Consider the following 23,079-nt stretch of genomic DNA (forward strand, 5'->3'; position numbering starts at 1 on the left):
CGGCGCTACTGCGTCTTGCGCTGGTAGGCCGTGATCGCGTCCCGCAGGGCGTTGAACGCGGGCTTCGGCGTCCCGTCGTACCGCCGCAGGCCGTAGAACATCGAGCGGCGCTGCTTGTCCTTGGCCGTACCGGTGTCCTGGTGGGCGAACCAGAAGACCGCGCCGACGTGCTTGTTCGCGGCGGCGGCCGGCACCGTGTCGGCGGCGATCGCGGCCTGGAAGTCCTCGGTGACGTGGGTGGCGCCGTCCGGGATCGTGGTGGCGTCGGCGGCGGCGCCGGGCCCGTTGGTGGCGGCGCCGGTCTCGGTCAGCCAGATCGGGAGGTCGGGCGTGCCGTACTTGTCCAGGACCGCGACCAGGTTGTCCTTCGAGCTGCTGATCTGCTCGAAGGCGGTGCCGAAGTCGGTCTTCGCGCTGGGCAGGTGCGGATAGGTGTAGGGGTGGTAGGCGATCGCGTCCACCAGCTTGTTGGCCCCGAGCTTGGAGACCTGGTCGAGGAACTCGGTGTGCGACACGAAGCCCTTGGCCGGGTCGGTGCCGACCGCGGCCAGACCGCCCATCAGCAGGTACGCCTTGGGGTCGGCGGCGCGCATCGCCTTCGTGGTGAGCTTCAGCAGGTTCGTGTACGCCGCCGCGTCGGGCTTGGGCGCCCAGAACGGGATGTTCGGCTCGTTCCAGATCTCCCAGGTGTGCACGCCCATCGGCGCGTAGCGCTTGGCCGCGTCCTTGGCGAAGTTCGCGAAGTCCTCCGGCTTGGCCGGGGCGCAGGAGGGGTCGTCGCCGGGGCAGTTGGACTTCCGGGCCCACTTCGGGGTGTAGCTGATCGTCGGCAGCACCTCCAGACCGTGCTGCTGAGCGGCCTTCAGCACCCGGTCGAAGCGCTGCCAGTTGAAGTTCTTCGGGTTGTCCGGCTGGATGTTGTTCCAGGACAGGTCGACCCGGATCCACTTCGTGCCGAGCGCGGTGGCGTCGTCCAGGGCCGAGGCCAGCGCGTGGTCGGACTTCCAGGTCAAGGTGTCGCCGTAGGCCAGTCCGATCCGCAGGCGGTTGCCGTCCTGCGCCGGGGTCACGGGGGACGGCGACACCGTCGGCTCGGCCGAGGCCCCGGAGTTGTCCGCCGCGGAGGAGTTCGACGAGGTCTCGGCGGCCAGGATCGTCGCCGTGGCGGCCACGGCGAACGAGACCAGTGCGACGATCAGCCGCTGACGCTTCCCCGTGTGCGCAAACATGCGCAACAGAGTAAGCCAGTGCGGGTGGCTGTGTGTTCGAGAGCCCCCGGTCCGGAGTCCGGAGCCAGTGGTCCGGAGTCCGGGGTCCCGGGTCCGGTCAGAGCTTGCGCAGCAGGGCGCGGCGGACCTTGTGGTCCTGGCCCTTCTGCAGGATCAGGGTGGCCCGGCCGCGGGTGGGCAGCACGTTCTCCAGCAGGTTGGGCTTGTTGATGGTGCGCCAGACCTGGCGGCCGTAGTCCATCGCCTCCTCCTCCGGCACCTCGGTGAACCGGCGGAAGTAGGAGTTGGGGTCCTGGAAGGCGGTCTGACGCAGCTTCCGGAAGCGGTCCAGGTACCAGCGTTCGATGTCGTCGGTGCGCGCGTCGACGTAGATGGAGAAGTCGAAGTAGTCGGCGACCGCCAGCCGGGTCCGGCCGTCGGTGCCGGGCAGGGCGGGCTGGAGGACGTTCAGGCCCTCGACGATCAGGATGTCCGGGCGCTCCACGGTCAGCCGCTCGTCCGGGACGATGTCGTAGACGAGGTGCGAGTAGACGGGCGCGGAGACCCGGTCCTTGCCGGCCTTCACGTCGGCGACGAAGCGCATCAGCGCCCGCCGGTCGTACGACTCGGGGAAGCCCTTGCGGGCCATCAGGCCGCGGCGGCGCAGCTCCGCGTTGGGGAGCAGGAAGCCGTCGGTGGTGACCAGCTCGACCCGGGGGTGCTCGGGCCAGCGGGCCAGCAGCGCCTGCAGCAGGCGGGCGGTGGTGGACTTGCCGACGGCCACCGAGCCGGCCACGCCGATGATGAACGGCGTGCGGGTGCGCTCGGTGTCGGGGGTGTCCAGGAAGGTCCCGAGGGCGCCGCGCAGCTCGTGGGTGGCGTGGATGTACAGGTTCAGCAGCCGGGAGAGCGGCAGGTAGACGTCCCGGACCTCGTCGAGGTCGAGGGCGGTGCCCAGGCCACGCAGCCGCTCGACCTCCTCCGCGGTCAGCGGCAGCGGGGTGCGCTCGCGCAGCGCGCTCCACTCGGCGCGGTCCAGATCCACGTACGGGGAGGGGGTGGGCGTGGCGGCGCCCCGCGTACAGAGTTCGGTCAGCACATCGTCCATTGTGGGCCGTGCGGTGGAGGACGGGTGGTGTGGTGTCGGTCACCCGGCGTCGCCGCCGGCGCGACCTGAGCCCTTCGCGAGCCGCATATGCTGGCGCGCATGTGCGGAATTGTTGGATATGTGGGCCCTCAGTCGGCCCTTGACGTGGTGATCGCCGGTCTTCGGCGACTCGAGTACCGAGGGTACGACTCGGCCGGTGTGGCCGTGCAGACGCAGGGGGCCTCCGGGCAGTGGTCCCTCGCGACGGACAAGCGGGCGGGCAAGCTCGCCAACCTGGAGAAGTCGCTGGCCGACACCCCTCTGCCGGCCGGCACGACGGGCATCGGGCACACCCGGTGGGCCACCCACGGCGGCCCGACCGACGCCAATGCCCACCCCCACCTGGACGACCACCGCAAGGTGGCGGTCGTCCACAACGGCATCATCGAGAACTTCGCCCAGCTGCGGGCCGAGATCTCCGAGCGCGGCCACACCCTGCGCTCGGAGACCGACACCGAGGTGGTCGCCCACCTGCTGGCCGAGGCGTACGACGGCGACCTGGCCGAGGCCATGCGGGCCGTCTGCCGGCAGCTCGACGGCGCCTTCACCCTGGTGGCGGTGCACGCGGACGCCCCCGACGTGGTGGTCGGCGCGCGCCGCAACTCGCCGCTGGTGGTCGGCGTCGGCGAGGGCGAGAACTTCCTCGCCTCCGACGTCGCCGCGTTCATCGCGCACACCCGTGAGGCGATCGAGCTCGGCCAGGACCAGGTCGTCGAGCTGCGCCACTCCGGCGTGACCGTGACCAACTTCGACGGCACCCCCGCCGAGGTCCGCGAGTACCACGTCGACTGGGACGCCTCCGCCGCCGAGAAGGGCGGCTACGACTACTTCATGCTCAAGGAGATCGCCGAGCAGCCGAAGGCCGTCGCCGACACCCTCCTCGGCCGGATCGGCACCGACGGCCGGCTCACCCTCGACGAGCTGCGCATCCCGGACCGGGTGCTGCGCGAGATCGACAAGGTCGTCATCGTGGCGTGCGGCACCGCTTTCCACGCCGGCATGATCGCCAAGTACGCGATCGAGCACTGGACCCGCATCCCCTGCGAGGTCGAGGTCGCCTCGGAGTTCCGCTACCGCGACCCGATCATGGACGACCGCACCCTGGTCATCGCCATCTCGCAGTCCGGCGAGACCATGGACACCCTGATGGCGCTGCGGCACGCCCGCGAGCAGGGCGCCAAGGTGCTGGCCATCTGCAACACCAACGGCTCGACCATCCCGCGCGAGTCCGACGCGGTGCTCTACACCCACGCCGGCCCCGAGGTCGCCGTCGCCTCCACCAAGGCGTTCCTGACCCAGCTGGTGGCCTGCTACCTGGTCGCGCTCTACCTGGGCCAGGTCCGCGGCACCAAGTGGGGCGACGAGATCTTCGGCATCATCCGCGAGCTCGGCGACATGCCGAAGCACGTCGAGGAGGTGCTGGGGACCATGGAGCCGGTCCGCGAGCTCGCCCGCTCGCTGGCCGACGCCCGCTCGGTGCTCTTCCTCGGCCGCCACGTGGGCTTCCCGGTCGCCCTGGAGGGCGCGCTGAAGCTCAAGGAGCTCGCCTACATGCACGCCGAGGGCTTCGCCGCCGGTGAGCTCAAGCACGGCCCGATCGCGCTGATCGAGGACGGCCTGCCGGTCGTCGTCGTGGTGCCCTCGCCGCGCGGCCGCTCGATCCTGCACGACAAGATCGTCTCCAACATCCAGGAGATCCGCGCCCGCGGTGCCCGCACCATCGTCATCGCCGAGGAGGGCGACGAGGCCGTCGTGCCGTACGCGGACCACCTGATCCGCATCCCGGCCACCCCGACCCTGCTCCAGCCCCTGGTCTCCACCGTGCCGCTGCAGGTCTTCGCCTGCGAGCTGGCCACCGCCAAGGGCCACGAGGTCGACCAGCCCCGCAACCTGGCCAAGTCGGTCACCGTCGAGTAACCGCTCACGCCGGTTCGGTGCCCCTGCGGTGGCTGCGCTCTACCGCAGGGGCGCCGTGTCGAGCGTGAACGAGAACGGTGCGGGCAGTTCGAGCGGCTTGCCGAAGGTGACCTCGGTGTGTACGCGGTAGTCGCCGTCGGCCGGGTCGGTGAAGAGGGTGACCGTGGCGCGGCTGCGATCGACCAGCAGGTAGCAGGGAATGTCGGCGGCCGCGTAGCCGCGCCGCTTGGCCTCGCGGTCCCGCACCGGGTTGGTCGAGGTGATCTCGAAGACCAGCAGTACCCCGGCCGGATCGGCCCACGGCTCGGCGTCCTCGAAGTGGCCGACCGGAGCGATCGTCCCGTCCGGGACGAAGTGGCCGCCGGGCACCACCAGGCCCTTGTTTCCGGAGACGTCCACGTCGAGCACGGCCTTGCGGACGAACTGCTTGATGATCAGCGAGAACGCGGTCTCGTGAGATCCGTCCGGCGGTGGGGTCACGACGATCTCCGCTTCGATCAGCTCGGCCTTGTAGCCGGGCGGCGTCTCCAGCCCGAGGAACGTCCGCAGGAGGTCGTCCTCGGCGGGCAGCGGGTGTTCGACGGCAGGCATGGCGACCATGGCCCTTCTCCCTCCTGATGGGTCCGTGCCGGGCCACACGCTAGGTGGACGGGGCGGCGCGGGGAGGGGATCGAAGCGGTTCTCACCCGAAAGTGTGCCGTAAGGTCCCCGGGCAGGAGCGGAAGTCAGGGAGCGCGCAGGTGATCATCGGGGTCGGGATCGACGTGGCGGAGATCGAGCGGTTCGGGGCGACCCTGGAGCGCACGCCGGGGACGGCGGAGCGGCTGTTCACGGCGGGGGAGCTGGTGCTGCCGTCCGGGGCGCGGCGGGGCGTCGCGTCGCTGGCCGCGCGGTTCGCGGCGAAGGAGGCCCTGGCCAAGGCGCTGGGCGCGCCCGCCGGGCTGCGCTGGACGGACGCCGAGGTGCTGGTCGAGGAGTCCGGCCGGCCGGTGCTGCGGGTCACCGGGACGGTGGCGGCGCGCGCGGCGGAGCTCGGCGTGAAGTCGTGGCACGTGTCGCTGAGCCACGACGCGGGCGTAGCGTCGGCCGTGGTGATTGCCGAGGGCTGACCGTTCGGGAGGTACGGATGCGGCACGCGCACGCGGTCGAGCAGGTACGGGCGGCGGAGGCCGCGCTGATGGCCCGGCTGCCGGAGGGGACGCTGATGCAGCGGGCCGCCGCCGGACTGGCCGCGGTGTGCGTGCGCCTGCTGCCCCGGGTGTACGGCAGCCGGGTGCTGGTCCTGGCGGGCAGCGGCGACAACGGCGGCGACGCGCTGTACGCGGGCGCCCGGCTGGCCCGGCGCGGCGCGTCGGTGCGGGTGGTGCTGCTGACACCGGAGCGGGCGCACGCCGGCGGGCTGGCCGAGCTGCTGGCCGCGGGCGGGCGGGTGACGGCGGACCCGGCCGAGTTCGAGCGGGCGGACCTGGTGCTGGACGGCATCGTCGGGATCGGCGGGCGGGGCGGGCTGCGTCCCGCGGCCGCGCCGTACGCCGGGATGCGGCGGAGCGGCACGGTGGTCGCGGTGGACGTGCCGAGCGGGGTGGACGCCGACACCGGCGAGGTCGACGGCGTCGCGCTGCGGGCGGACGTGACGGTGTGCTTCGGCACGTACAAGCCGGGCCTGCTGATCGACCCGGGGGCGGCGTACGCGGGCGTGCTGCACCTGGTCGGCATCGGGCTGGAGCTGCCGCCCGCGCCGGTGACGGCGCTGCAGGCGCAGGACGTGGCCGGGCTGCTGCCGCGGCCCGCGGCCGAGAGCGACAAGTACCGGCGCGGCGTGGTCGGCGTCGCGGCCGGGTCGGCGCGCTACCCGGGGGCGGCGGTGCTGGCCGTCGCGGGCGCGCTGCGCGGCGGCGCGGGCGCGGTGCGGTACGCCGGGACGGCCGCTGAGGAGGTGGTGCGGCGCTTCCCGGAGGTGCTGGTCACCGAGGGGACGCCGGGCGGCGCGGGCCGGGTGCAGGCGTGGGTGGTCGGTCCGGGCGGCGGCGAGGGCGCGGGCGCGGCCCTCGCCGAGGCGCTGGCCTCCGACGTACCGGTGCTGGTCGACGCGGACGGGCTGACCGAGCTGGCCCGGCTCGGCCCGGACGCGCTGCGCGACCGGACCGCGCCGACCGTGCTCACCCCGCACACCGGGGAGGCGGCGCGGCTGCTGGCCGGCGCCCTGGGCGGGCCGCCGCCGCCCGCCGACACCCTGGCCGCGACGCGGCTGGCGACCGCCCGGCGGCTGGCGGCGGCGTACCGGGCGACCGTGCTGCTCAAGGGTTCGACCACGGTGGTCGCCGACCCCGGCGGCGGCGTCCGGGTGAACGCGACGGGCACGCCGTGGCTGGCCACCGCGGGCAGCGGCGACGTGCTGTCCGGGCTCACCGGTTCGCTGCTCGCCGCCGGCCTGGCGCCGCTGGACGCGGCCTCGGTGGGGGCGTACCTGCACGGCATGGCGGGACGGGACGCGGCGGAGCGGCGGACGCCGGTCACGGCGACGGAGGTCGCGGAGCACGTGCGGTTCTGACGGGGAGCCGTGGAGCCGGTCGCGGATTAGGCCTGTCGCGTGGTCGGTGTCGCCCGCGCGGCGGAGCCGCAAATCGACAGCGGCCCGAGCCCCTAGCGGGACTCCGGCCTTCCGTCTGGGAGACTGAGGGTGATGACGACTGCGAACACCACCGGGACGGCGGCTCTCACCACGGGGGCCCGCGCCGAGGCGACGATCGACCTGGGTGCGCTGCGCGACAACCTCGCGGCGCTCCGTGAGCGGGTGGCGGGGCCGGAGCTGATGGCGGTGGTCAAGGCGGACGCCTACGGCCACGGCGCGGTCCGGTGCGCGCGGGAGGCGGTCGCGGCGGGCGCCCGCTGGCTGGGCACGGCCACGCCGGAGGAGGCACTGGCGCTGCGCGCCGCCGGGATCGGCCCCGACCGGGCGCGGATCCTGTGCTGGCTGTGGACGCCGGGCGGCCCCTGGCAGGAGGCCCTGCGGCAGCGGATCGACATCTCGGTGAGCGGCCGCTGGGCGCTGACCGAGCTGCTGGCGGCGGTCCGGGAGACCGGCGTGTCCGCCCGGGTGCACCTGAAGGTGGACACCGGCCTGGGCCGCAACGGCTGCCAGCCGCACGACTGGCCGGACCTGGTGGACGAGGCGCTGCGCGCCCAGGCGGAGGGCCTGCTGGAGGTGGTCGGCCTGTGGTCGCACTTCGCGGCCGCCGACGAGCCGGGCCACCCCTCGATCCAGGCACAGCTGGACTCCTTCGCGGCGGCCCTGGCCTTCGCCGAGGGCGCCGGGGTGCGCCCGGAGGTGCGGCACCTGGCGAACTCGCCGGCCACCCTGACGCTCCCGCAGTCGCACTACGACCTGGTCCGGCCGGGTCTGGCGATGTACGGGCTGTCGCCGGTGCCGGACCTCGGCGGGCCGGCCGACTACGGGCTGCGCCCGGTGATGTCGCTGGCGGCGCGCCTGGCGCTGGTGAAGACCGCGCCGGGCGGCCACGGGGTCAGCTACGGGCACCACTACACGACGCCGGGCCCGACCACGCTGGGCCTGGTGCCGATCGGCTACGCGGACGGTGTGCCGCGGCACGCGAGCAACACCGGCCCGGTCCAGATCGGCGGCAAGTGGTACCGGGTCGCCGGCCGGGTGGCGATGGACCAGTTCGTGGTGGACCTCGGTGGCGACACGCCCGAGGTCGGCACCGAGGTGCTGCTGTTCGGCTCCGGCGAGCACGGCGAGCCGACCGCCGAGGACTGGGGCCGGGCCTGCGGCACCATCAGCTACGAGATCATCACCCGGATCGGCTCGCGGGTGCCGCGCCGGTACCTGCACGGGATCACCGCGTGACCGAGCCGGACGCCTCGAACCCGGTCGCGCAGGTCGCCAGGGCGGCCGAGGCCGCGACCGGGGTGAGCCGTGCCGGGCTGATCGGCATCTCGCTGGGCGTGGTGGCGGCGGGCGCCGCCGCCGGTGTGGCGATCGAGCGGCTGACGATGGGCCGGGCGATGCGCCGCCGGGCCCGCGAGGAGCTGGACGCCGACGCGGCGTTCGGCTCGCTGCGCGGCCGCCCGCGGACCGTCCCCGCCCCGGACGGCACCGAGCTGTATGTGGAGCTGGACGGCACCGGCTGGCCGGACCCGGTGCAGGTGCACCCCGAGCCGGACGGCTCCCGGCGCGGCTGGTTCCCGCGCCGGCGCGGCGAGGCACCGGTGGACCGCAGCGGGCTGCCCGGGGTGCTGGGCGGTTCCGGCGCGCTGGTCCGGGCGGCCGGCCGGCCGCTCTTCGGCGCCGCGCGGCGCACCGCCGACGGCGAGCCGCTGACCGTGGTGTTCTGCCACGGCTACTGCCTGAACCAGGACAGCTGGCACTTCCAGCGGGCCGCCCTGCGCGAGGGCCTGCGGCTGGTCTTCTGGGACCAGCGCAGCCACGGCCGCTCCGAGCGCTCGCGCTCGTACCTGGCCGGGGACCCGGCCTCGATCGACCAGCTGGGCGCCGACCTGAAGGCCGTGGTGGACACCGTGGCGCCGAGCGGCCCGCTGGTACTGGTCGGCCACTCGATGGGCGGCATGACGGTGATGGCGCTGGCCGACCGGCACCCGGAGCTGTTCCGCGAGCGGGTCGCCGGGGTCGCGCTGATCGGCACCCTGGCGAGCGACTGGGACTCGGTGACGCTGGGCCTGCCCGCGGCCGGTGCCCGGCTGTTCAAGCGGGTGGCGCCGGGCGTGGTGCGGCTGCTGGGCCGCCAGGTCGAGCTGGTGGAGGCCACCCGGCGGTTCGGCGCGGACGTCAGCGCGGTGTTCTACCGGCGCTTCTCGTTCGGCACCAAGGACGTCGACCCGGCCGTCGTGCGGTTCGCCGAGCAGCTGCTGGACGCCACCCCGATCGACGTGGTCGCCGAGTTCTACCCGGCGTTCTCCGCGCACGACAAGCAGGCGGCCCTGGCCGTCCTGAAGGACATCCCCACCCTGGTGCTGGCCGGCACCCGGGACCTGCTCACCCCGCCCGGGCACAGCGAGGCGATCGCCCGGGCGCTGCCCGGCGTGGAGCCGGTCCTGGTCCCGGACGCCGGGCACCTGGTGATGCTGGAGCGCCCCGGGACCGTCGACCGGCAGCTCGCCGCGCTGCTGGTGGCCGCCGCCGCGCACGCCCACGCCGCGCCGCTCCCGCCGTCCGTCCAGGACCTGGCGGACGGCTCGGACTGACCCCGAACACCCAGGAAGGACACCGACCCCCCGATGGGAAACCGGACCACTCTGACCGTCGACTCCGCCGCGCGGATGAACCGCCTCGGCCGGGAGCTGGCCGCGCTGCTGCGCCCAGGCGACCTGGTGCTGCTCTCCGGCGAGCTCGGTGCGGGCAAGACCACGCTGACCCGGGGCCTCGGCGAGGGGCTCGGGGTGCGCGGCGCGGTCACCTCGCCGACCTTCGTGATCGCCCGGGTGCACCCCCCGCTCGGCGACGGCCCGGCGCTGGTGCACGTGGACGCGTACCGGCTCGGCGGCGGCCTCGACGAGATGGAGGACCTCGACCTGGACGTCTCGCTGCCCGAGTCGGTGGTGGTCGTGGAGTGGGGCGAGGGCAAGGTCGAGCAGCTGTCCGAGGACCGGCTGGAGGTCCGGATCGAGCGGGCGCTCGGCGGCGAGGCGGCCGACGACAGCGATCCGCGCACGGTCACCCTCACGGGTCTGGGCGCGCGCTGGGTCGACGTGGATCTCACCGAAATGGGTGAGCGGCCGGTCGGTTCGTAACCGGTCCGCCCCCGGGGTGTTGCGGCGGGGCGCGCGCCCGTGATGGGATGGCCGTCACAGGTTAGGTATGCCTAACTGGGAGGCGCCCCATGTCGAGCACCACCCCCGCCGCCGAGCGGCCCCGACCCGTCGAGCAGCCCGCCCGGCCCGAGCAGGCCCCGGCCGAGGTACCGATGAGCGCGCTGCTGGCCGCCTGCCGGGCGGCCGCCGCCGTCTCCACCCCGCCGGAGCGCACCCCCAGGGCCGCCTAGCGCAGCCGGCCGTTACGGGAGCACGACCACCCGGGTGCCGGTCGGGGCGAAGTCCCACAGCGTCTGGCCGTCGGCCCGGGAGGCCCGGATGCCGCCGGTCTTCAGGCCGGCCGCGGCGGACGGCGCCGGCGCCTTCTCGTCGACCAGCGCGCTGAAGCCGAAGACCGTCTCGCCCTGCTTGGCGAACCGCACCACGTGCTCGATCGGCCGCTGGTCGGTGCCCGTGCCGGAGGCCGTCCGGCCGTACACCGTGTAGGTGCCCACCGCCGGGTCCACCGAGCCCGGGGAGACCTTGAACGCGGCCACCACCTGCGGCGTCTTCCTCGGGTCGACCAGCCAGACCTGGTGGTCCTTCACCGCGTACACCACCCGCAGCCCGGAGCCCGACTCGGCGGGCAGCGCGGGCCCCGCGACGGTCGCGGAGGGCGACGGCGAGGCCGAGGCGGAGGCCGGGGCGCTCGGCGCGGCCGCGGCCCGGCCCGGCGCGCCGCTCGCCTGGAAGGCCAGCACGCCCACCACGGCCAGCGCACCCGCGGTCAGCCCACCGACCACCACACCAGGACCCAGCTTCGCCACGTCAGCTCCCACCGTCGGCTCGTGCCCGCATCAGCTCTCCGCGCCCATCGTGCCAGCTCCGCACCGCACAGCCCGACTCATCGGATTGTGTTCCCACGTGGTCCTGCGCCCCGCCCGGCACCCTCTAACCTTGGAGCCGTGCTGCTGCTCGCGTTCGACACCGCAACCCCCGCCGTCACCGCCGCCGTCCACGACGGCACGGCCGTCCTCGCCGAAGCGTTCCAGGTCGACGCCAGACGCCACGGCGAGCTGCTGCTCCCGACCGTCGACCGGGTGCTGCGCGAGGCGGGCGTCGACAAGCGCGACCTGACCGGGATCGCGGTCGGCGTCGGCCCCGGCCCGTACACCGGCCTGCGGGTCGGCCTGGTCACCGCTGCCGCGCTCGGCGACGCGCTCGGCCTGCCCGTGCACGGCGTCTGCACCCTGGACGCGATCGCCCACCAGGCCCGCCGCGAGGGCGTCGAGGGGCCGTTCACGGTCGCCACCGACGCCCGGCGCAAGGAGGTCTACTGGGCCGCCTACGACGCCGAGGGCCGCCGCACCGCCGGCCCCGCCGTCGACCGTCCGGCCGAACTGCCGCCGGTCGAGCGGGCGGTCGGCGCCGGCGCGCTGCTGTACGGCCTCGGCGGGGCGAGCGGCCCCGAGCACGTCTCGGCCGGCGCGCTCGCCGACTTCGCCGCGGCCGAGCTGGCCGCCGGCCGCGAGCTGCTCGCCAACGCGCCGCTCTACCTGCGCCGCCCGGACGCCCAGGTGCCGGCCGGCTACAAGGCGGTGCTCCCGCAATGACCGCGGTCACCCTGCGACCCATGCGGTGGTGGGACATCGAGCCGGTCATGGAACTCGAACTGCGCCTCTTCCCCGAGGACGCCTGGTCGCGCGGCATGTACTGGTCCGAGCTGGCCGAGGCGCACGACGGCGGCACCCGCCACTACACCGTCGCCACCGACCCGGACGGCGCGATCCTCGGCTACGCCGGGCTGATGGCGGTCGGCGGGGAGAGCGACGTCCAGACCATCGCCGTCGACACCGAACGGCAGGGCCGCGGCCTCGGCGGCGCCCTGCTCACCGACCTGATCGAGGAGTCCCGCCGCCGCGGCTGCGCCGAACTGCTGCTGGAGGTGCGGGTCGACAACGCCCGCGCCCAGCAGCTGTACGAGCGCCACGGGTTCCGGCCGGTCGGCATCCGCCGCGGCTACTACCAGCCGGCCGACGTGGACGCGCTGGTGATGCGCCTCGACCACCCCACGCACGAAGCTCACGAATCCAAGGACCCTGACCATGGCTGACGAACCCCTCGTCCTCGGCATCGAGACCTCCTGCGACGAGACCGGCGTCGGCATCGTCCGCGGCACCACCCTGCTCGCCGACGCGGTCGCCTCCAGCGTCAACGACCACGCCCGCTACGGCGGCGTCGTCCCGGAGATCGCCAGCCGCGCGCACCTGGAGGCGATGGTCCCCACCATCCAGCGCGCCCTGGACACCGCCGGGGTCAAGGCGAGCGACCTGGACGGCATCGCGGTCACCGCCGGCCCCGGCCTGGCCGGCGCCCTGCTGGTCGGCGTCAGCGCCGCCAAGGCGTACGCCTGGGCGCTCGACAAGCCGCTGTACGGCGTCAACCACCTCGCCTCGCACATCTGCGTCGACCAGCTGGAGCACGGCCGGCTGCCCGAGCCGACCATGGCGCTGCTGGTCTCCGGCGGCCACTCCTCGCTGCTGCTGTCCTCCGACATCACCAGCGACGTCCGCCCGCTCGGCGCCACCATCGACGACGCCGCCGGCGAGGCCTTCGACAAGGTCGCCCGGGTGCTCGGCCTCGGCTTCCCCGGTGGCCCGGTGGTCGACCGGATGGCCCGCGAGGGCGACGGGAAGGCGATCGCCTTCCCGCGCGGCCTGAACAACGCCGGCGACCCTGCGTACGACTTCTCCTTCTCCGGCCTGAAGACCGCCGTCGCCCGCTGGGTGGAGGCCAGGCGCCGGGCCGGTGAGGAGGTGCCGGTCGCCGACGTCGCCGCGTCCTTCCAGGAGGCCGTCACCGACGTGCTCACCCGCAAGGCGGTCCGCGCCTGCAAGGACAACGGCGTCGACCACCTGATGATCGGCGGCGGCGTGGCCGCCAACTCCCGGCTGCGCGAGATGGCCCAGCAGCGCTGCGACAAGGCCGGCATCGTGCTGCGGGTGCCCCGGCCGGGCCTGTGCACCGACAACGGCGCGATGGTCGCCGCGCTCGGCTCCGAGATGGTGTGGCGGAACCGCACCCCCTCCTCCCTCGACCTGTCCGCGGACTCCTCGCTGCCGGTCACCGAGACGCACGTGCCCCACAAGGACTTCCACGCGCACGCCCATCAGGCGCTCTCCTCGTGACCCTGGCCCGGATGTGGGAGGCCCGCGCCGCCGACGGGCGCGGGCCCGAACTGCACGCCTGGGTCCGGGAGGTCGCACTGCCCGCGCTGCGCGGCACGCCCGGCCTGGAGCGCGCCGAGGTGCTCACCGCGCCGGGCGAGCGGGTGCTGCTGATCACCTGGTGGACGGGCGAGCCCGCGGACGCGGACGTGCCCGAGACCCCCGCCGATCTGCTGGCAAGACCCGCCCACAGGTGGACATTCAGCCGCACCCACGTCGAGTAGCGTTCCCCGGGACGTCGCTGGGCGATTCCGGGGAGAGCGGTAACGGTGAAGAAGACGTACGGCGCGGTGGCCGTCCTGGCCCTGCTGGCGACCGCCACCGGCTGCGGGGGATCCACGCCGAGCTCCGCCAACAACCTCCCCGTACCGGCCGCCTCGGCCCCCGCGGCCGCGCCCTCGGCGTCCGGTCCTGCCGCCGCGTCAGCGGCCGCCGACTCGGGTGCGGGGTGGGCCAAGTGGGGCCTGCAGCCGCTCGCCGCCGCCCCGGCCGCGCCCGCCGACAGGCCGATCAAGCTGGCCGGGTCCGGTGCCGTGCCGGTGTTCAGCGAGGTGCCGACCAAGGACAGGGTCGTCTTCATCACCATCGACGACGGCGCCGAGAAGGACCCGAGGTTCGTCGAGATGATGACCGACCTCAAGGTCCCGGTCTCGATGTTCCTGACCCGCGACATCGTCAAGGACGACTACGGCTACTTCAAGCGGCTCCAGGCGCTGGGCAATCACATCCACAACCACACCGTGGACCACGCGATCATGAGCAAGGTCCCGGCCGAGAAGCAGCACTCCGAGATCTGCGACGCCCAGACCGCCCTCACCGAGCAGTACGGCACCGCCCCGCTGCTGTTCCGCCCGCCCTACGGCGACGGCGCCAACACGGCCGCCCTCAACACCGCGGTGCAGCAGTGCGGTCCGCGCGCGATCGTGCTCTGGCGCGAGTCCATGCAGATCCACGACATGCAGTACCAGGCCGCCGACAAGAAGCTGAAGCCCGGCGACATCATCCTCGCCCACTTCCGCGGCCCCAAGGACCTCAAGGGCGAGACCATGACCGAGATGTTCGCCGAGATGCTGCGCCGCATCCACGAGCAGGGCTTCGCGGTCGCCCGCCTGGAGGACTACATCCAGGCACCCTGATCAGAGCGGCTGACCCAGCATCATCAGCGGCCCGTGGTCGGTGCGGGAGAGGATCACCGTCGCCGTGTTCGGCCCGGTGGGCTTCAGTTGGCGGCGCAGCTCCTCCGGGGTGATCGACATTCCGCGCTTCTTGATCACCACGGTGCCGACCTTCCGTTCGCGCAGCAGCGCCTTGAGCTTCTTGACGTTGTACGGCAGGACGTCGGTCAGCTCGAAGGCGTGCGCGAACGGGGTGGGCACCAGGCGGTCGGAGGTGACGTACGCGATCATCGGGTCGATCAGCCGGCCCTCGACCTGCGCGGCCACCTCGGCGACCATGTGGGCGCGGATCACCGCGCCGTCCGGCTCGTACAGGTAGCGGCCGACCGGGCCGGCCTCCGGGTCCGGGAGGTCGCCGCCGGCCAGCGTCCGGTCGCCCGGGAGCAGGGTGGCGCGGTGCGGGGCGGCCGCCCCCGTGCCGAACCAGATCACCGCCTCCTTCACGTCGCCGTGGTCGGAGACCCACTCCGCCTCCGCACCGTCCGGGACCAGCTCGTGCGGGATGCCCGGGGCGACCTTCAGCGCGCCGTACGGGGTGCGCCGGGCCGCCTCGATCGCCCAGGACAGCGGCGGCGAGTACGCCTCCGGGTCGAACACCCGGCCCCGCGAGGTGCGCCGCGCCGGGTCGGTGAAGACCGCGTCGTACCCGGCGGTGTCGACCTCGAAGACGTCCGCGCAGCGCACCTCGACCAGCTCGGCCAGGCCCAGCGCCGCCGCGTTCGCCTCGGCGACCGCGCAGGTCAGCGGGTCGCGGTCGACCGCCAGCACCGCCACCCCGGCGCGGGCCAGGGCGATCGCGTCGCCGCCGATCCCGCAGCACAGGTCGGCGAGGCGCTTGACGCCGAGTCCGGCGAAGCGCCGGGCCCGCCAGTCGGCGACGCTGCGCCGGGTCGCCTGCTCGACGCCGTTCGGGGTGAAGAACATCGCGTCGGCGTCCGCGCCGAACTTGTCGCGGGCCCGCTGCCGCAGCCGGGCCTGCTCGAAGGCGGCCCGGACCAGGTCGGCCGGGTGGTCCCGGCGCAGCCGGGTGGCCAGCGCCAGCTCCTCGGAGGGTGTGAACTCCCGCAGTTCGGCCAGCAGGTCGCGGCCCTGACCGGTCAGCAGCGCCCGGAACGATTCGATCTCCACGGGCCCATTCTCCCCCCGGGTTCGCGCGAGTCCCGCGCGACGCTGTTGGCACTCTGGTTGACTGAGTGCTAACGGCGTCCTATGGTCGTTCCTGGCACTCCCCCCAGGGAGAGTGCTAACGCGATGGAGCGCGTCTGACCCCCGCGACGGCAGACGTGCAGTCATCGCCACCTACCTGAAAGACAACCCCGTAATCTCCGAAGGGGAGCTCGGACGTGACCACCAGCAGCAAGGTTGCCATCAAGCCGCTCGAGGACCGCATCGTGGTCCAGCCGCTCGACGCCGAGACCACCACGGCCTCCGGCCTGGTTATCCCGGACACCGCCAAGGAGAAGCCCCAGGAGGGCGTCGTCCTGGCCGTCGGCCCGGGCCGCTTCGAGGACGGCCAGCGCCTGCCGCTCGACGTCGCCGTCGGTGACATCGTCCTGTACTCGAAGTACGGCGGCACCGAGGTGAAGTACCAGGGCGAGGAGTACCTGGTCCTCTCGGCTCGCGACGTCCTCGCGATCATCGAGAAGTAAGTCGTTCCAGCCCGCCCCGGATCCGTGTCAGTACTGACAGGGGCCCGGGGCGCGGTTGTTGGTTCACGTAGACAGCACAACCCTAGGGAAACGGGATCATGGCGAAGACCCTGCAGTTCGACGAGGACGCCCGCCGCTCGCTGGAGCGCGGTGTCAACAAGCTGGCCGACACCGTCAAGGTGACCATCGGCCCCAAGGGCCGCAACGTCGTCATCGACAAGAAGTTCGGCGCCCCCACCATCACCAACGACGGTGTGACCATCGCCCGCGAGGTCGAGCTCGACGACCCGTACGAGAACCTCGGCGCGCAGCTGGTCAAGGAGGTCGCCACCAAGACCAACGACGTCGCGGGCGACGGCACCACCACCGCCACCGTGCTGGCCCAGGCCCTGGTCAACGAAGGCCTGCGCAACGTCGCCGCCGGCGCCGGCCCGGCCGCCCTGAAGAAGGGCATCGACAAGGCCGTCGCCGCCGTCTCCGAGCACCTGCTCTCCATCGCCCGCGAGATCGAGGGCCAGGAGGACGTCGCCGCCGTCGCCGCCCTCTCCGCGCAGGACCCGCAGGTCGGCGAGCTGATCGGCGAGGCCATCGCCAAGGTCGGCAAGGACGGCGTGATCACCGTCGAGGAGTCCAACACCTTCGGCGTGGAGCTGGACTTCACCGAGGGCATGCAGTTCGACAAGGGCTACCTGTCGCCGTACTTCGTCACCGACGCGGAGCGCCAGGAAGCCGTCCTCGAGGACCCGTACATCCTGATCAACCAGGGCAAGATCTCCTCCATCCAGGAGCTCCTGCCGCTGCTGGAGAAGGTCCTGCAGGCCGGCGCCTCCAAGCCGCTGCTGATCATCGCCGAGGACGTGGACGGCGAGGCGCTCTCCACCCTGGTGGTCAACAAGATCCGCGGCACCTTCAACGCGGTGGCCGTCAAGGCCCCGGGCTTCGGCGACCGCCGCAAGGCCATCCTCGGCGACCTCGCCACCCTCACCGGCGGCCAGGTCGTCTCCGAGGAGGTCGGCCTCAAGCTCGACCAGGTCGGCCTGGAGGTGCTCGGCACCGCCCGCCGCGTGACCGTCACCAAGGACGAGACCATCGTCGTCGACGGCGCCGGCGCCCCCGACGAGGTGGCCGGCCGGGTCAACCAGATCAAGGCTGAGATCGCCAACACCGACTCGGACTGGGACCGCGAGAAGCTGCAGGAGCGCCTGGCCAAGCTGGCCGGCGGCGTCTGCGTCATCAAGGTCGGCGCGGCCACCGAGGTCGAGCTCAAGGAGCGCAAGCACCGCCTGGAGGACGCCATCTCCGCGACCCGCGCCGCGGTCGAGGAGGGCATCGTCGCCGGTGGTGGCGCCTCCCTGGTGCACGCCCAGAAGGTGCTGAACGACGGCCTCGGCCTGACCGGCGACGAGGCGACCGGTGTCGCGGTCGTCCGCAAGGCGCTCGCCGAGCCGCTGCGCTGGATCGCCCAGAACGCCGGCCTCGAGGGCTACGTCATCACCCACAAGGTCGCGGAGCTGGAGGCCGGCCACGGCTTCAACGCCGCCACCGGCGAGTACGGCGACCTGCTGAAGGCCGGCGTCATCGACCCGGTCAAGGTCACCCGCTCCGCCCTGGAGAACGCCGCCTCCATCGCCTCCCTGCTGCTCACCACCGAGACCCTCGTGGTGGAGAAGAAGGAGGAGGAGGCCGACAACGGTCACGGCCACTCGCACGGCGGCCACGGCCACAGCCACTGAGGCACGCGGCACGGCTGAACAGCTGACCAGGGGCGCGAGGAACCACTCCTCGCGCCCCTGGCGCTTTCCGTATCGTTGACCCCGTGATCGAAGCCCGCCATCTGCGTGTCCTGCGTGCCGTCTCCAGGACCGGCTCCTACTCCGCCGCCGCCCGGGAGCTGGGCTGCACCCAGCCGGCGGTGAGCCAGCAGATGAAGGCGCTGGAGAAGTCGGTGGCCACCCCGCTGGTGGTGCGCTCCGGCAAGGGCATGCAGCTGAGCGAGGCCGGCCGGGTGCTGCTGAAGCACGCCACGGGGATCCTCGCGGGCCTGTCCGCCGCCGAGGAGGAGGTCGCGGCGATCGCCGGGCTGCGGGCCGGACGGGTGCGGTTGGTGTCGTTCCCGACCGCGAGTTCCACCCTGGTGCCGCGTTCCGTCGCCCGGTTGCGTGCCGCCCGTCCGGGGGTGCGCGTGTCGCTGGTGGAGGCGGAGCCGCCGGAGTCGCTGACGATGCTGCGCGGCGGCGAGTGCGAGGTGGCGCTGGCGTTCCGGTACCCGGACTCGCAGGGCGGCGCCGCGTTCCGCCCGTCGCCGCACGCCACGCCGCGCGAGGCGCGGGCCGAGGCGGCGCTGGAGGCGGCCGCCTCGGCGGCGGCGAACGACTGGTCGGACCTGGTGGTGCGCCCCCTGCTCGACGACCCGCTGGTGGGCGTGGTGCCGGAGGGCCACCCGCTGGCGGACCGCGACGCCGACCGCCCGGTGGAACTGGCGGAGCTCTCCGGCGAGCAGTGGATCGCGGGCTGCCCGCAGTGCCGGGGACACCTGGTGGAGCTGTGCGCGGACGCCGGCTTCGAGCCCCGGATCGACTTCGCGACCGACGACTACCCCGCCGTGGTCGGCCTGGTGGCGGCCGGGCTGGGGGTGGCGGTGCTGCCGGGGCTGGCGCTGGAGTCGGTGCGCCACACCGGGGTGGTCGCGGTGCCGGTGCGGGCGGCGATCGGCGGGCCGGCCCGGCGACAGGTGGTGGCGTTGACCCTGCCGGACCTGGCGGAGGTTCCGGCGGTGGCGCTGATGCTGGATCAGCTGGAGGCGGCGGCGGCCCCGCACTGAGCGCCGCCCGGCCCGTTCGGCGAGGTCAGCGCCGGATGGTGCTCGGCATGGCCAGCGGCACCTCGGCCAGCCGGTTGCGGGCGCGGCCCAGCAGCTCCTCGCGCTCGTCCTCGGTCAGTCCGCCCCAGACGCCGTAGGGCTCGCGCACCGCCAGGGCGTGGGCGGCGCACTGGGCGCGTACCGGGCAGCGCATGCACACCTCTTTGGCGCTCGCCTCGCGCGAGCTCCGGGCGGCCCCGCGTTCGCCCTCCGGGTGGAAGAAGAGCGAGCTGTCCACGCCGCGGCAGGCGGCGGACAGCTGCCAGTCCCACAGGTCGGCGTTGGGGCCGGGGAGGCGGGAGAAATCTGCCATGGCTCATACCCTTCGAGGACTCGGGACCTGACAGCTCGGCGAGGATGGTGCGGCGAGGCTGCACGGGGCCGGTAGGGACACCTGGAAATATGACTTACGCCAACCAACAGGACAAGTCACCCACAGACCGACACAACAGTCAATGACCCCACAGAAGCTATAAAAACGGACAAACGGGGCAATAGGTTTGGACGGGCGCGCTGCGACAACCGGGTGGCGCGCCGGGCGTGGAAGGCCGTCGGGCGGCGCGCAGGACGCGGGTACCGCGCACGAGCAGCACAAAAGTGCGGCGTGTGCACCGCGAGGTGCCTGATCCGTGATGGGTTGGCCACGTACAGTGGTGGAGATGGCCCTGAAGGCCGTAACTCATTCGGGTGACGGTCGTTGGATGTGCGGAGGCGGTTAGCGGGCGTGGGAGCCCGGGAACGATCGCGGTGGCATCGGCGATCAATTCCGGGGTCCGTCGTCGGCCGGCCGTGTCGGAGAGGTTCGTACCAGCCAGGAGGCTCAACGTGACGCGGATCAGCTGCGGAGGACGACGGTCATGACATCCGTACTCGTCTGCGACGATTCCCCGCTCGCCCGGGAGGCGCTTCGCCGAGCGGTCGCGACCGTGCCCGGCGTCGACCGGGTGACCACTGCGACGAACGGTGAGGAGGTCCTCCGCCGCTGGGTGGCCGACCGCTCCGATCTCGTTCTGATGGATGTCCGGATGCCCGGCCTCGGCGGGGTGGAGACGGTCCGCCGACTGCTCTCGGCCGACCCGGGCGCCCGCATCATCATGCTCACCGTCGCCGAGGACCTGGACGGCGTGGCGCTCGCGGTCGCCGCCGGCGCCCGCGGGTACCTGCACAAGGACGCCTCGCGCGCCGAACTGCGGGCCACCGTGACCCAGGCGCTCGCCGACCCGACCTGGCGGCTCGCGCCGCGCCGGCTGCGCAGCCCCGACATGGGTGCCGCGCCGACGCTGACGGCGCGTGAGATCCAGGTGCTGGAGGGCATGAGCCACGGGCGCAGCAACGCCGAGATCGGTCGCGAGCTGTTCCTCTCCGAGGACACCGTGAAGACCCACGCCCGGCGGCTGTTCAAGAAGCTCGGCGCCTCGGACCGCGCGCACGCGGTGGCGCTCGGCTTCCGCTGGGGCCTCGTCCGCTGAGCGCGGACGTGTGACGTTGCGGTCCCGAGGCTGCACCATGGAGGAGTGGAGCACCTCGGGGACCAGCGGACAGGCAGGGGAGGCGGCACGGTGCACGCGGCGACGCATAACGTTCCGATGCACAAGTCCGGACGCGGTGCCGCGTTTTCCGCGCCGAGCAGGCACCATGGACCGATGCGCGACGACGAGGCAGCCGCCCCGAGTGCGGCTCAGCCCGAGCCGGCCCGGCCCGAGCCCGAGGGCCCGGCCGCCGATCCGTCGTACGCGTCGGACCGTCGTGCCAAGCAGCCGGCCGGCTCCACCTCGCCGGAGATCGCCGAACTGGTCGCGGCCGCGGTGCGCGGCGAGGGCCCGGCGATCGAGGCGCTGCTGGGCTACGTCCTCCCGCTGGCGCTGCGCTACTGCCGGGGCCGGCTGGTCCGGCTGCCCGGCAACGCGAGGCACCACGTGGACGACGTCGCGCAGGAGGTCTGCGTCGCGGTGTTCGTGGCGCTGCCGCGCTACCGCGACACCGGGCGTCCCTTCGAGGCCTTCGTGTACGGGATCGCCGCGCACAAGGTCGCCGATCTGCAGCGGGCCGCGATGCGCGGGCCCGGCTCGACGGTGATCCCGCCGGACGACCTGCCGGAGACGCCGGACGAGTCGCTCGGCCCGGAGGAGCGGGCGCTGCTGAGCAGCGACGCCGCCTGGATCAAGGAGCTGCTGTCCAACCTGCCGGCCCGCCAGCGCGAGCTGGTGCTGCTGCGGGTGGCGGACGGGCTGTCGGCCGAGGAGACCGGTGAGGTGCTGGGGATGTCGCCGGGCGCCGTCCGGGTGGCCCAGCACCGGGCGCTGAGCCGGCTCCGCGCGCTCGCGGAAGAGTCCTCGTAGCTCCGGTGTTGTCAAGAAGGCGCGACGGGGACACCCCCGGACACCAGTACCATGGGGTATCGGCGCCTGGTCGGGTCGCCAAAGTTTCGTGGGTGTGAGCGGGGTTCCCTCGGAGGTTCCTCCAAACACCGGGCGTCTTGGCGGCCGAGGCCGATGCCGGTGCGCGCGGGTGGTCGCCGCGACCGCGGCCGTCCACCCAGCAGAGAGACGTGCCCGGAAACCCTCGCTGGGCGCGACAGAGATCGACGGCCCGCCACGGAAGGTCCCCTTCACATGTCTTACAACGCCGCAGGCGTACCCGAGAAGTTCGCGATGCTCGGACTCACGTACGACGACGTCCTGCTGCTGCCCGGGGCCTCCGAGGTGCTCCCCAACCAGGTCGACACCTCCTCGCGGGTCTCGCGCAACGTGCGGGTCAACATCCCCCTGCTGTCCGCGGCGATGGACAAGGTCACCGAGTCGCGGATGGCGATCGCGATGGCCCGTCAGGGCGGCGTCGGCGTGCTGCACCGCAACCTGTCGATCGAGGACCAGGTCAACCAGGTCGACCTGGTGAAGCGCTCCGAGTCCGGCATGGTCACCGACCCGATCACCGTCGGCCCGGAGGCCACCCTGGCCGAGGCGGACGCGCTGTGCGCCCGCTTCCGGATCTCCGGCGTGCCGGTCGCCTCGCCCGACGGCAAGCTGCTGGGCATCGTCACCAACCGTGACATGGCCTTCGAGAGTGACCGCAGCCGCCGGGTCTCCGAGATCATGACGCCGATGCCGCTGATCACCGGCAAGGTCGGGATCTCCGGCGAGGACGCGATGGCGCTGCTGCGCCGCCACAAGATCGAGAAGCTGCCGCTGGTCGACGACGAGGGCCGGATCAAGGGCCTGATCACCGTCAAGGACTTCGTCAAGGCCGAGAAGTACCCGAACGCCGCCAAGGACGCCGAGGGCCGTCTGCTGGTCGGCGCCGCCGTGGGCGCCTCCGCCGAGGCCTTCGACCGGGCCCAGGCCCTGGTCGGCGCCGGCGTGGACTTCCTGGTCGTCGACACCTCGCACGGCCACTCGCACAACGCGCTGGCCTGGATCGCCAAGATCAAGGCCGCGGTCGGCGTCGACGTGGTCGGCGGCAACGTCGCCACCCGTGACGGCGCCCAGGCGCTGATCGACGCCGGCGTGGACGGCGTCAAGGTCGGTGTCGGCCCGGGCTCCATCTGCACCACCCGCGTGGTCGCCGGCATCGGCGTCCCGCAGGTCACCGCGATCTACGAGGCCGCGCTCGCCTGCCAGGCGGCCGGCGTGCCGGTGATCGGCGACGGCGGCCTGCAGTACTCCGGCGACATCGGCAAGGCGCTGGCCGCCGGTGCCGACACCGTGATGCTCGGCTCGCTGCTGGCCGGCTGCGAGGAGTCGCCGGGCGAGCTGCTGTTCATCAACGGCAAGCAGTTCAAGTCCTACCGCGGCATGGGCTCGCTGGGCGCCATGCAGTCCCGCGGCCAGGCGAGGTCCTTCTCCAAGGACCGCTACTTCCAGGCCGACGTCTCCTCCGACGAGAAGCTGATCGCCGAGGGCATCGAGGGCCAGGTCCCCTACCGCGGCCCGCTCTCCGCGGTGCTCTACCAGCTGGTCGGCGGCCTCCGCCAGACCATGGGCTACGTGGGCGCCGCCACCGTCGCCGAGATGGAGTCCAAGGGCCGGTTCGTGCGGATCACCTCCGCCGGCCTCAAGGAGAGCCACCCGCACGACATCCAGATGACCGTCGAGGCGCCGAACTACACCAGCCGCTGACGGTACGACCTT

Annotated in this window: 24 protein-coding genes; 18 read left to right on the forward strand and 6 right to left on the reverse strand. The window is 73.2% G+C overall.

Translation table 11 applies throughout. The features are described 5' to 3' along the window. Positions 1-5 precede the first annotated feature (5 nt). Both ACGFX4_RS05470 and coaA read right to left on the reverse strand, forming a co-directional pair. Positions 6-1,229 (reverse strand): cellulase family glycosylhydrolase, encoded by a 1,224-nt coding sequence (locus ACGFX4_RS05470; protein ID WP_393070467.1) that lies wholly within the window; start codon positions 1,227-1,229, stop codon positions 6-8. Positions 1,230-1,326: 97 nt separating this feature from the next. Beyond that, complete coding sequence (coaA, locus tag ACGFX4_RS05475) at positions 1,327-2,316, reverse strand: type I pantothenate kinase (RefSeq protein WP_345697548.1); 990 nt, start codon at positions 2,314-2,316, stop codon at positions 1,327-1,329. 99 nt (positions 2,317-2,415) lie between these two features. Between coaA and glmS the strand changes: the two genes are divergently transcribed. Then, positions 2,416-4,272: a glutamine--fructose-6-phosphate transaminase (isomerizing) gene (glmS, locus tag ACGFX4_RS05480; RefSeq protein WP_393070468.1), complete on the forward strand. Its 1,857-nt coding sequence runs from the start codon at positions 2,416-2,418 to the stop codon at positions 4,270-4,272. 39 nt (positions 4,273-4,311) lie between these two features. Here the strand turns inward: glmS and ACGFX4_RS05485 are convergent, their stop codons facing one another. After that, positions 4,312-4,863: a Uma2 family endonuclease gene (locus tag ACGFX4_RS05485; protein WP_393070719.1), complete on the reverse strand. Its 552-nt coding sequence runs from the start codon at positions 4,861-4,863 to the stop codon at positions 4,312-4,314. A 149-nt stretch (positions 4,864-5,012) separates the two neighbouring features. Between ACGFX4_RS05485 and ACGFX4_RS05490 the strand changes: the two genes are divergently transcribed. The 6 genes from ACGFX4_RS05490 to ACGFX4_RS05515 all read left to right on the forward strand — a co-directional run bounded on the left by ACGFX4_RS05490 (position 5,013) and on the right by ACGFX4_RS05515 (position 10,292). Further along, on the forward strand, positions 5,013-5,381 hold the full coding sequence (locus ACGFX4_RS05490) for a holo-ACP synthase (protein ID WP_393070470.1): 369 nt from the start codon (positions 5,013-5,015) through the stop codon (positions 5,379-5,381). A 17-nt stretch (positions 5,382-5,398) separates the two neighbouring features. Beyond that, the gene (locus ACGFX4_RS05495; protein ID WP_393070472.1) at positions 5,399-6,823 is read left to right on the forward strand and encodes an NAD(P)H-hydrate dehydratase; all 1,425 of its coding nucleotides are present in this window, start codon (positions 5,399-5,401) and stop codon (positions 6,821-6,823) included. A gap of 132 nt (positions 6,824-6,955) precedes the next feature. Next, positions 6,956-8,140: an alanine racemase gene (gene alr, locus ACGFX4_RS05500; RefSeq protein WP_393070474.1), complete on the forward strand. Its 1,185-nt coding sequence runs from the start codon at positions 6,956-6,958 to the stop codon at positions 8,138-8,140. After that, positions 8,137-9,495, forward strand: a complete 1,359-nt coding sequence (locus ACGFX4_RS05505; RefSeq protein ID WP_393070476.1) for an alpha/beta fold hydrolase — start codon at positions 8,137-8,139, stop codon at positions 9,493-9,495. The genes alr and ACGFX4_RS05505 overlap by 4 nt, the downstream gene beginning before the upstream one ends. Positions 9,496-9,528: 33 nt before the next feature. Further along, a complete protein-coding gene (tsaE, locus tag ACGFX4_RS05510) occupies positions 9,529-10,041 on the forward strand; it encodes a tRNA (adenosine(37)-N6)-threonylcarbamoyltransferase complex ATPase subunit type 1 TsaE (protein WP_393070478.1) in 513 nt (170 codons plus the stop codon). A gap of 89 nt (positions 10,042-10,130) precedes the next feature. Further along, positions 10,131-10,292, forward strand: coding sequence for a hypothetical protein (locus ACGFX4_RS05515; RefSeq protein WP_393070480.1), 162 nt, complete (start codon positions 10,131-10,133; stop codon positions 10,290-10,292). 12 nt (positions 10,293-10,304) lie between these two features. Here the strand turns inward: ACGFX4_RS05515 and ACGFX4_RS05520 are convergent, their stop codons facing one another. After that, complete coding sequence (locus tag ACGFX4_RS05520; RefSeq protein WP_393070482.1) at positions 10,305-10,868, reverse strand: hypothetical protein; 564 nt, start codon at positions 10,866-10,868, stop codon at positions 10,305-10,307. A gap of 138 nt (positions 10,869-11,006) precedes the next feature. On the opposite strand from ACGFX4_RS05520, the gene tsaB reads away from it, so the two are divergent. From tsaB to ACGFX4_RS05545, 5 genes are read left to right on the forward strand one after another with little or no spacing between them, the layout of a single operon-like run. Beyond that, positions 11,007-11,654: a tRNA (adenosine(37)-N6)-threonylcarbamoyltransferase complex dimerization subunit type 1 TsaB gene (gene tsaB, locus ACGFX4_RS05525; protein ID WP_393070484.1), complete on the forward strand. Its 648-nt coding sequence runs from the start codon at positions 11,007-11,009 to the stop codon at positions 11,652-11,654. Between the two features lie 20 nt (positions 11,655-11,674). Then, on the forward strand, positions 11,675-12,154 hold the full coding sequence (gene rimI, locus ACGFX4_RS05530; RefSeq protein ID WP_393070486.1) for a ribosomal protein S18-alanine N-acetyltransferase: 480 nt from the start codon (positions 11,675-11,677) through the stop codon (positions 12,152-12,154). Next, positions 12,147-13,229 carry a tRNA (adenosine(37)-N6)-threonylcarbamoyltransferase complex transferase subunit TsaD gene (tsaD, locus tag ACGFX4_RS05535; RefSeq protein WP_393070488.1) on the forward strand — a complete coding sequence of 361 codons (1,083 nt, stop codon included), beginning with the start codon at positions 12,147-12,149 and terminating at the stop codon, positions 13,227-13,229. Before rimI ends, tsaD begins: the two co-directional genes overlap by 8 nt. Continuing rightward, positions 13,226-13,492 (forward strand): hypothetical protein, encoded by a 267-nt coding sequence (locus tag ACGFX4_RS05540; RefSeq protein ID WP_393070490.1) that lies wholly within the window; start codon positions 13,226-13,228, stop codon positions 13,490-13,492. The genes tsaD and ACGFX4_RS05540 overlap by 4 nt, the downstream gene beginning before the upstream one ends. A 45-nt stretch (positions 13,493-13,537) precedes the next feature. Next, positions 13,538-14,404, forward strand: a complete 867-nt coding sequence (locus ACGFX4_RS05545; protein ID WP_393070492.1) for a polysaccharide deacetylase family protein — start codon at positions 13,538-13,540, stop codon at positions 14,402-14,404. On the opposite strand, the gene ACGFX4_RS05550 is transcribed toward ACGFX4_RS05545, so the two are convergent. Next, complete coding sequence (locus ACGFX4_RS05550; protein ID WP_393070494.1) at positions 14,405-15,571, reverse strand: SAM-dependent methyltransferase; 1,167 nt, start codon at positions 15,569-15,571, stop codon at positions 14,405-14,407. 215 nt (positions 15,572-15,786) lie between these two features. On the opposite strand from ACGFX4_RS05550, the gene groES reads away from it, so the two are divergent. The 3 genes from groES to ACGFX4_RS05565 all read left to right on the forward strand — a co-directional run bounded on the left by groES (position 15,787) and on the right by ACGFX4_RS05565 (position 18,913). Continuing rightward, positions 15,787-16,092 (forward strand): co-chaperone GroES, encoded by a 306-nt coding sequence (gene groES, locus ACGFX4_RS05555; RefSeq protein WP_014136232.1) that lies wholly within the window; start codon positions 15,787-15,789, stop codon positions 16,090-16,092. A gap of 98 nt (positions 16,093-16,190) precedes the next feature. After that, positions 16,191-17,825 carry a chaperonin GroEL gene (groL, locus tag ACGFX4_RS05560; RefSeq protein ID WP_393070496.1) on the forward strand — a complete coding sequence of 545 codons (1,635 nt, stop codon included), beginning with the start codon at positions 16,191-16,193 and terminating at the stop codon, positions 17,823-17,825. A gap of 83 nt (positions 17,826-17,908) precedes the next feature. Beyond that, the gene (locus ACGFX4_RS05565; RefSeq protein ID WP_393070498.1) at positions 17,909-18,913 is read left to right on the forward strand and encodes a LysR substrate-binding domain-containing protein; all 1,005 of its coding nucleotides are present in this window, start codon (positions 17,909-17,911) and stop codon (positions 18,911-18,913) included. Positions 18,914-18,938: 25 nt separating this feature from the next. Here ACGFX4_RS05565 and ACGFX4_RS05570 read toward each other — a convergent pair whose 3' ends face one another. Further along, positions 18,939-19,265, reverse strand: coding sequence for a WhiB family transcriptional regulator (locus tag ACGFX4_RS05570; protein ID WP_345697531.1), 327 nt, complete (start codon positions 19,263-19,265; stop codon positions 18,939-18,941). 544 nt (positions 19,266-19,809) lie between these two features. On the opposite strand from ACGFX4_RS05570, the gene ACGFX4_RS05575 reads away from it, so the two are divergent. The 3 genes from ACGFX4_RS05575 to guaB all read left to right on the forward strand — a co-directional run bounded on the left by ACGFX4_RS05575 (position 19,810) and on the right by guaB (position 23,067). After that, entirely contained in the window at positions 19,810-20,421 is a 612-nt protein-coding gene (locus tag ACGFX4_RS05575) for a response regulator transcription factor (protein WP_014136228.1), read from the forward strand. Positions 20,422-20,595: 174 nt separating this feature from the next. Further along, entirely contained in the window at positions 20,596-21,291 is a 696-nt protein-coding gene (shbA, locus tag ACGFX4_RS05580) for an RNA polymerase sigma factor ShbA (protein WP_393070501.1), read from the forward strand. Positions 21,292-21,564: 273 nt separating this feature from the next. After that, complete coding sequence (gene guaB, locus ACGFX4_RS05585) at positions 21,565-23,067, forward strand: IMP dehydrogenase (protein WP_393070503.1); 1,503 nt, start codon at positions 21,565-21,567, stop codon at positions 23,065-23,067. The last annotated feature ends 12 nt before the right edge of the window (positions 23,068-23,079 follow it).

This window comes from Kitasatospora sp. NPDC048365, from assembly GCF_043200835.1.
GTDB lineage: Bacteria > Actinomycetota > Actinomycetes > Streptomycetales > Streptomycetaceae > Kitasatospora > Kitasatospora terrestris.

Coding starts and splice junctions, on each gene's coding strand:
- ACGFX4_RS05470 (WP_393070467.1), bottom strand. CDS start 1,229: ATGTTTGCGCACACGGGGAAGCGTCAGCGGCTGATCGTCGCACTGGTC.
- coaA (WP_345697548.1), bottom strand. CDS start 2,316: ATGGACGATGTGCTGACCGAACTCTGTACGCGGGGCGCCGCCACGCCC.
- glmS (WP_393070468.1), top strand. CDS start 2,416: ATGTGCGGAATTGTTGGATATGTGGGCCCTCAGTCGGCCCTTGACGTG.
- ACGFX4_RS05485 (WP_393070719.1), bottom strand. CDS start 4,863: ATGCCTGCCGTCGAACACCCGCTGCCCGCCGAGGACGACCTCCTGCGG.
- ACGFX4_RS05495 (WP_393070472.1), top strand. CDS start 5,399: ATGCGGCACGCGCACGCGGTCGAGCAGGTACGGGCGGCGGAGGCCGCG.
- alr (WP_393070474.1), top strand. CDS start 6,956: ATGACGACTGCGAACACCACCGGGACGGCGGCTCTCACCACGGGGGCC.
- tsaE (WP_393070478.1), top strand. CDS start 9,529: ATGGGAAACCGGACCACTCTGACCGTCGACTCCGCCGCGCGGATGAAC.
- ACGFX4_RS05515 (WP_393070480.1), top strand. CDS start 10,131: ATGTCGAGCACCACCCCCGCCGCCGAGCGGCCCCGACCCGTCGAGCAG.
- rimI (WP_393070486.1), top strand. CDS start 11,675: ATGCGGTGGTGGGACATCGAGCCGGTCATGGAACTCGAACTGCGCCTC.
- tsaD (WP_393070488.1), top strand. CDS start 12,147: ATGGCTGACGAACCCCTCGTCCTCGGCATCGAGACCTCCTGCGACGAG.
- groL (WP_393070496.1), top strand. CDS start 16,191: ATGGCGAAGACCCTGCAGTTCGACGAGGACGCCCGCCGCTCGCTGGAG.
- ACGFX4_RS05570 (WP_345697531.1), bottom strand. CDS start 19,265: ATGGCAGATTTCTCCCGCCTCCCCGGCCCCAACGCCGACCTGTGGGAC.
- ACGFX4_RS05575 (WP_014136228.1), top strand. CDS start 19,810: ATGACATCCGTACTCGTCTGCGACGATTCCCCGCTCGCCCGGGAGGCG.
- shbA (WP_393070501.1), top strand. CDS start 20,596: ATGCGCGACGACGAGGCAGCCGCCCCGAGTGCGGCTCAGCCCGAGCCG.
- guaB (WP_393070503.1), top strand. CDS start 21,565: ATGTCTTACAACGCCGCAGGCGTACCCGAGAAGTTCGCGATGCTCGGA.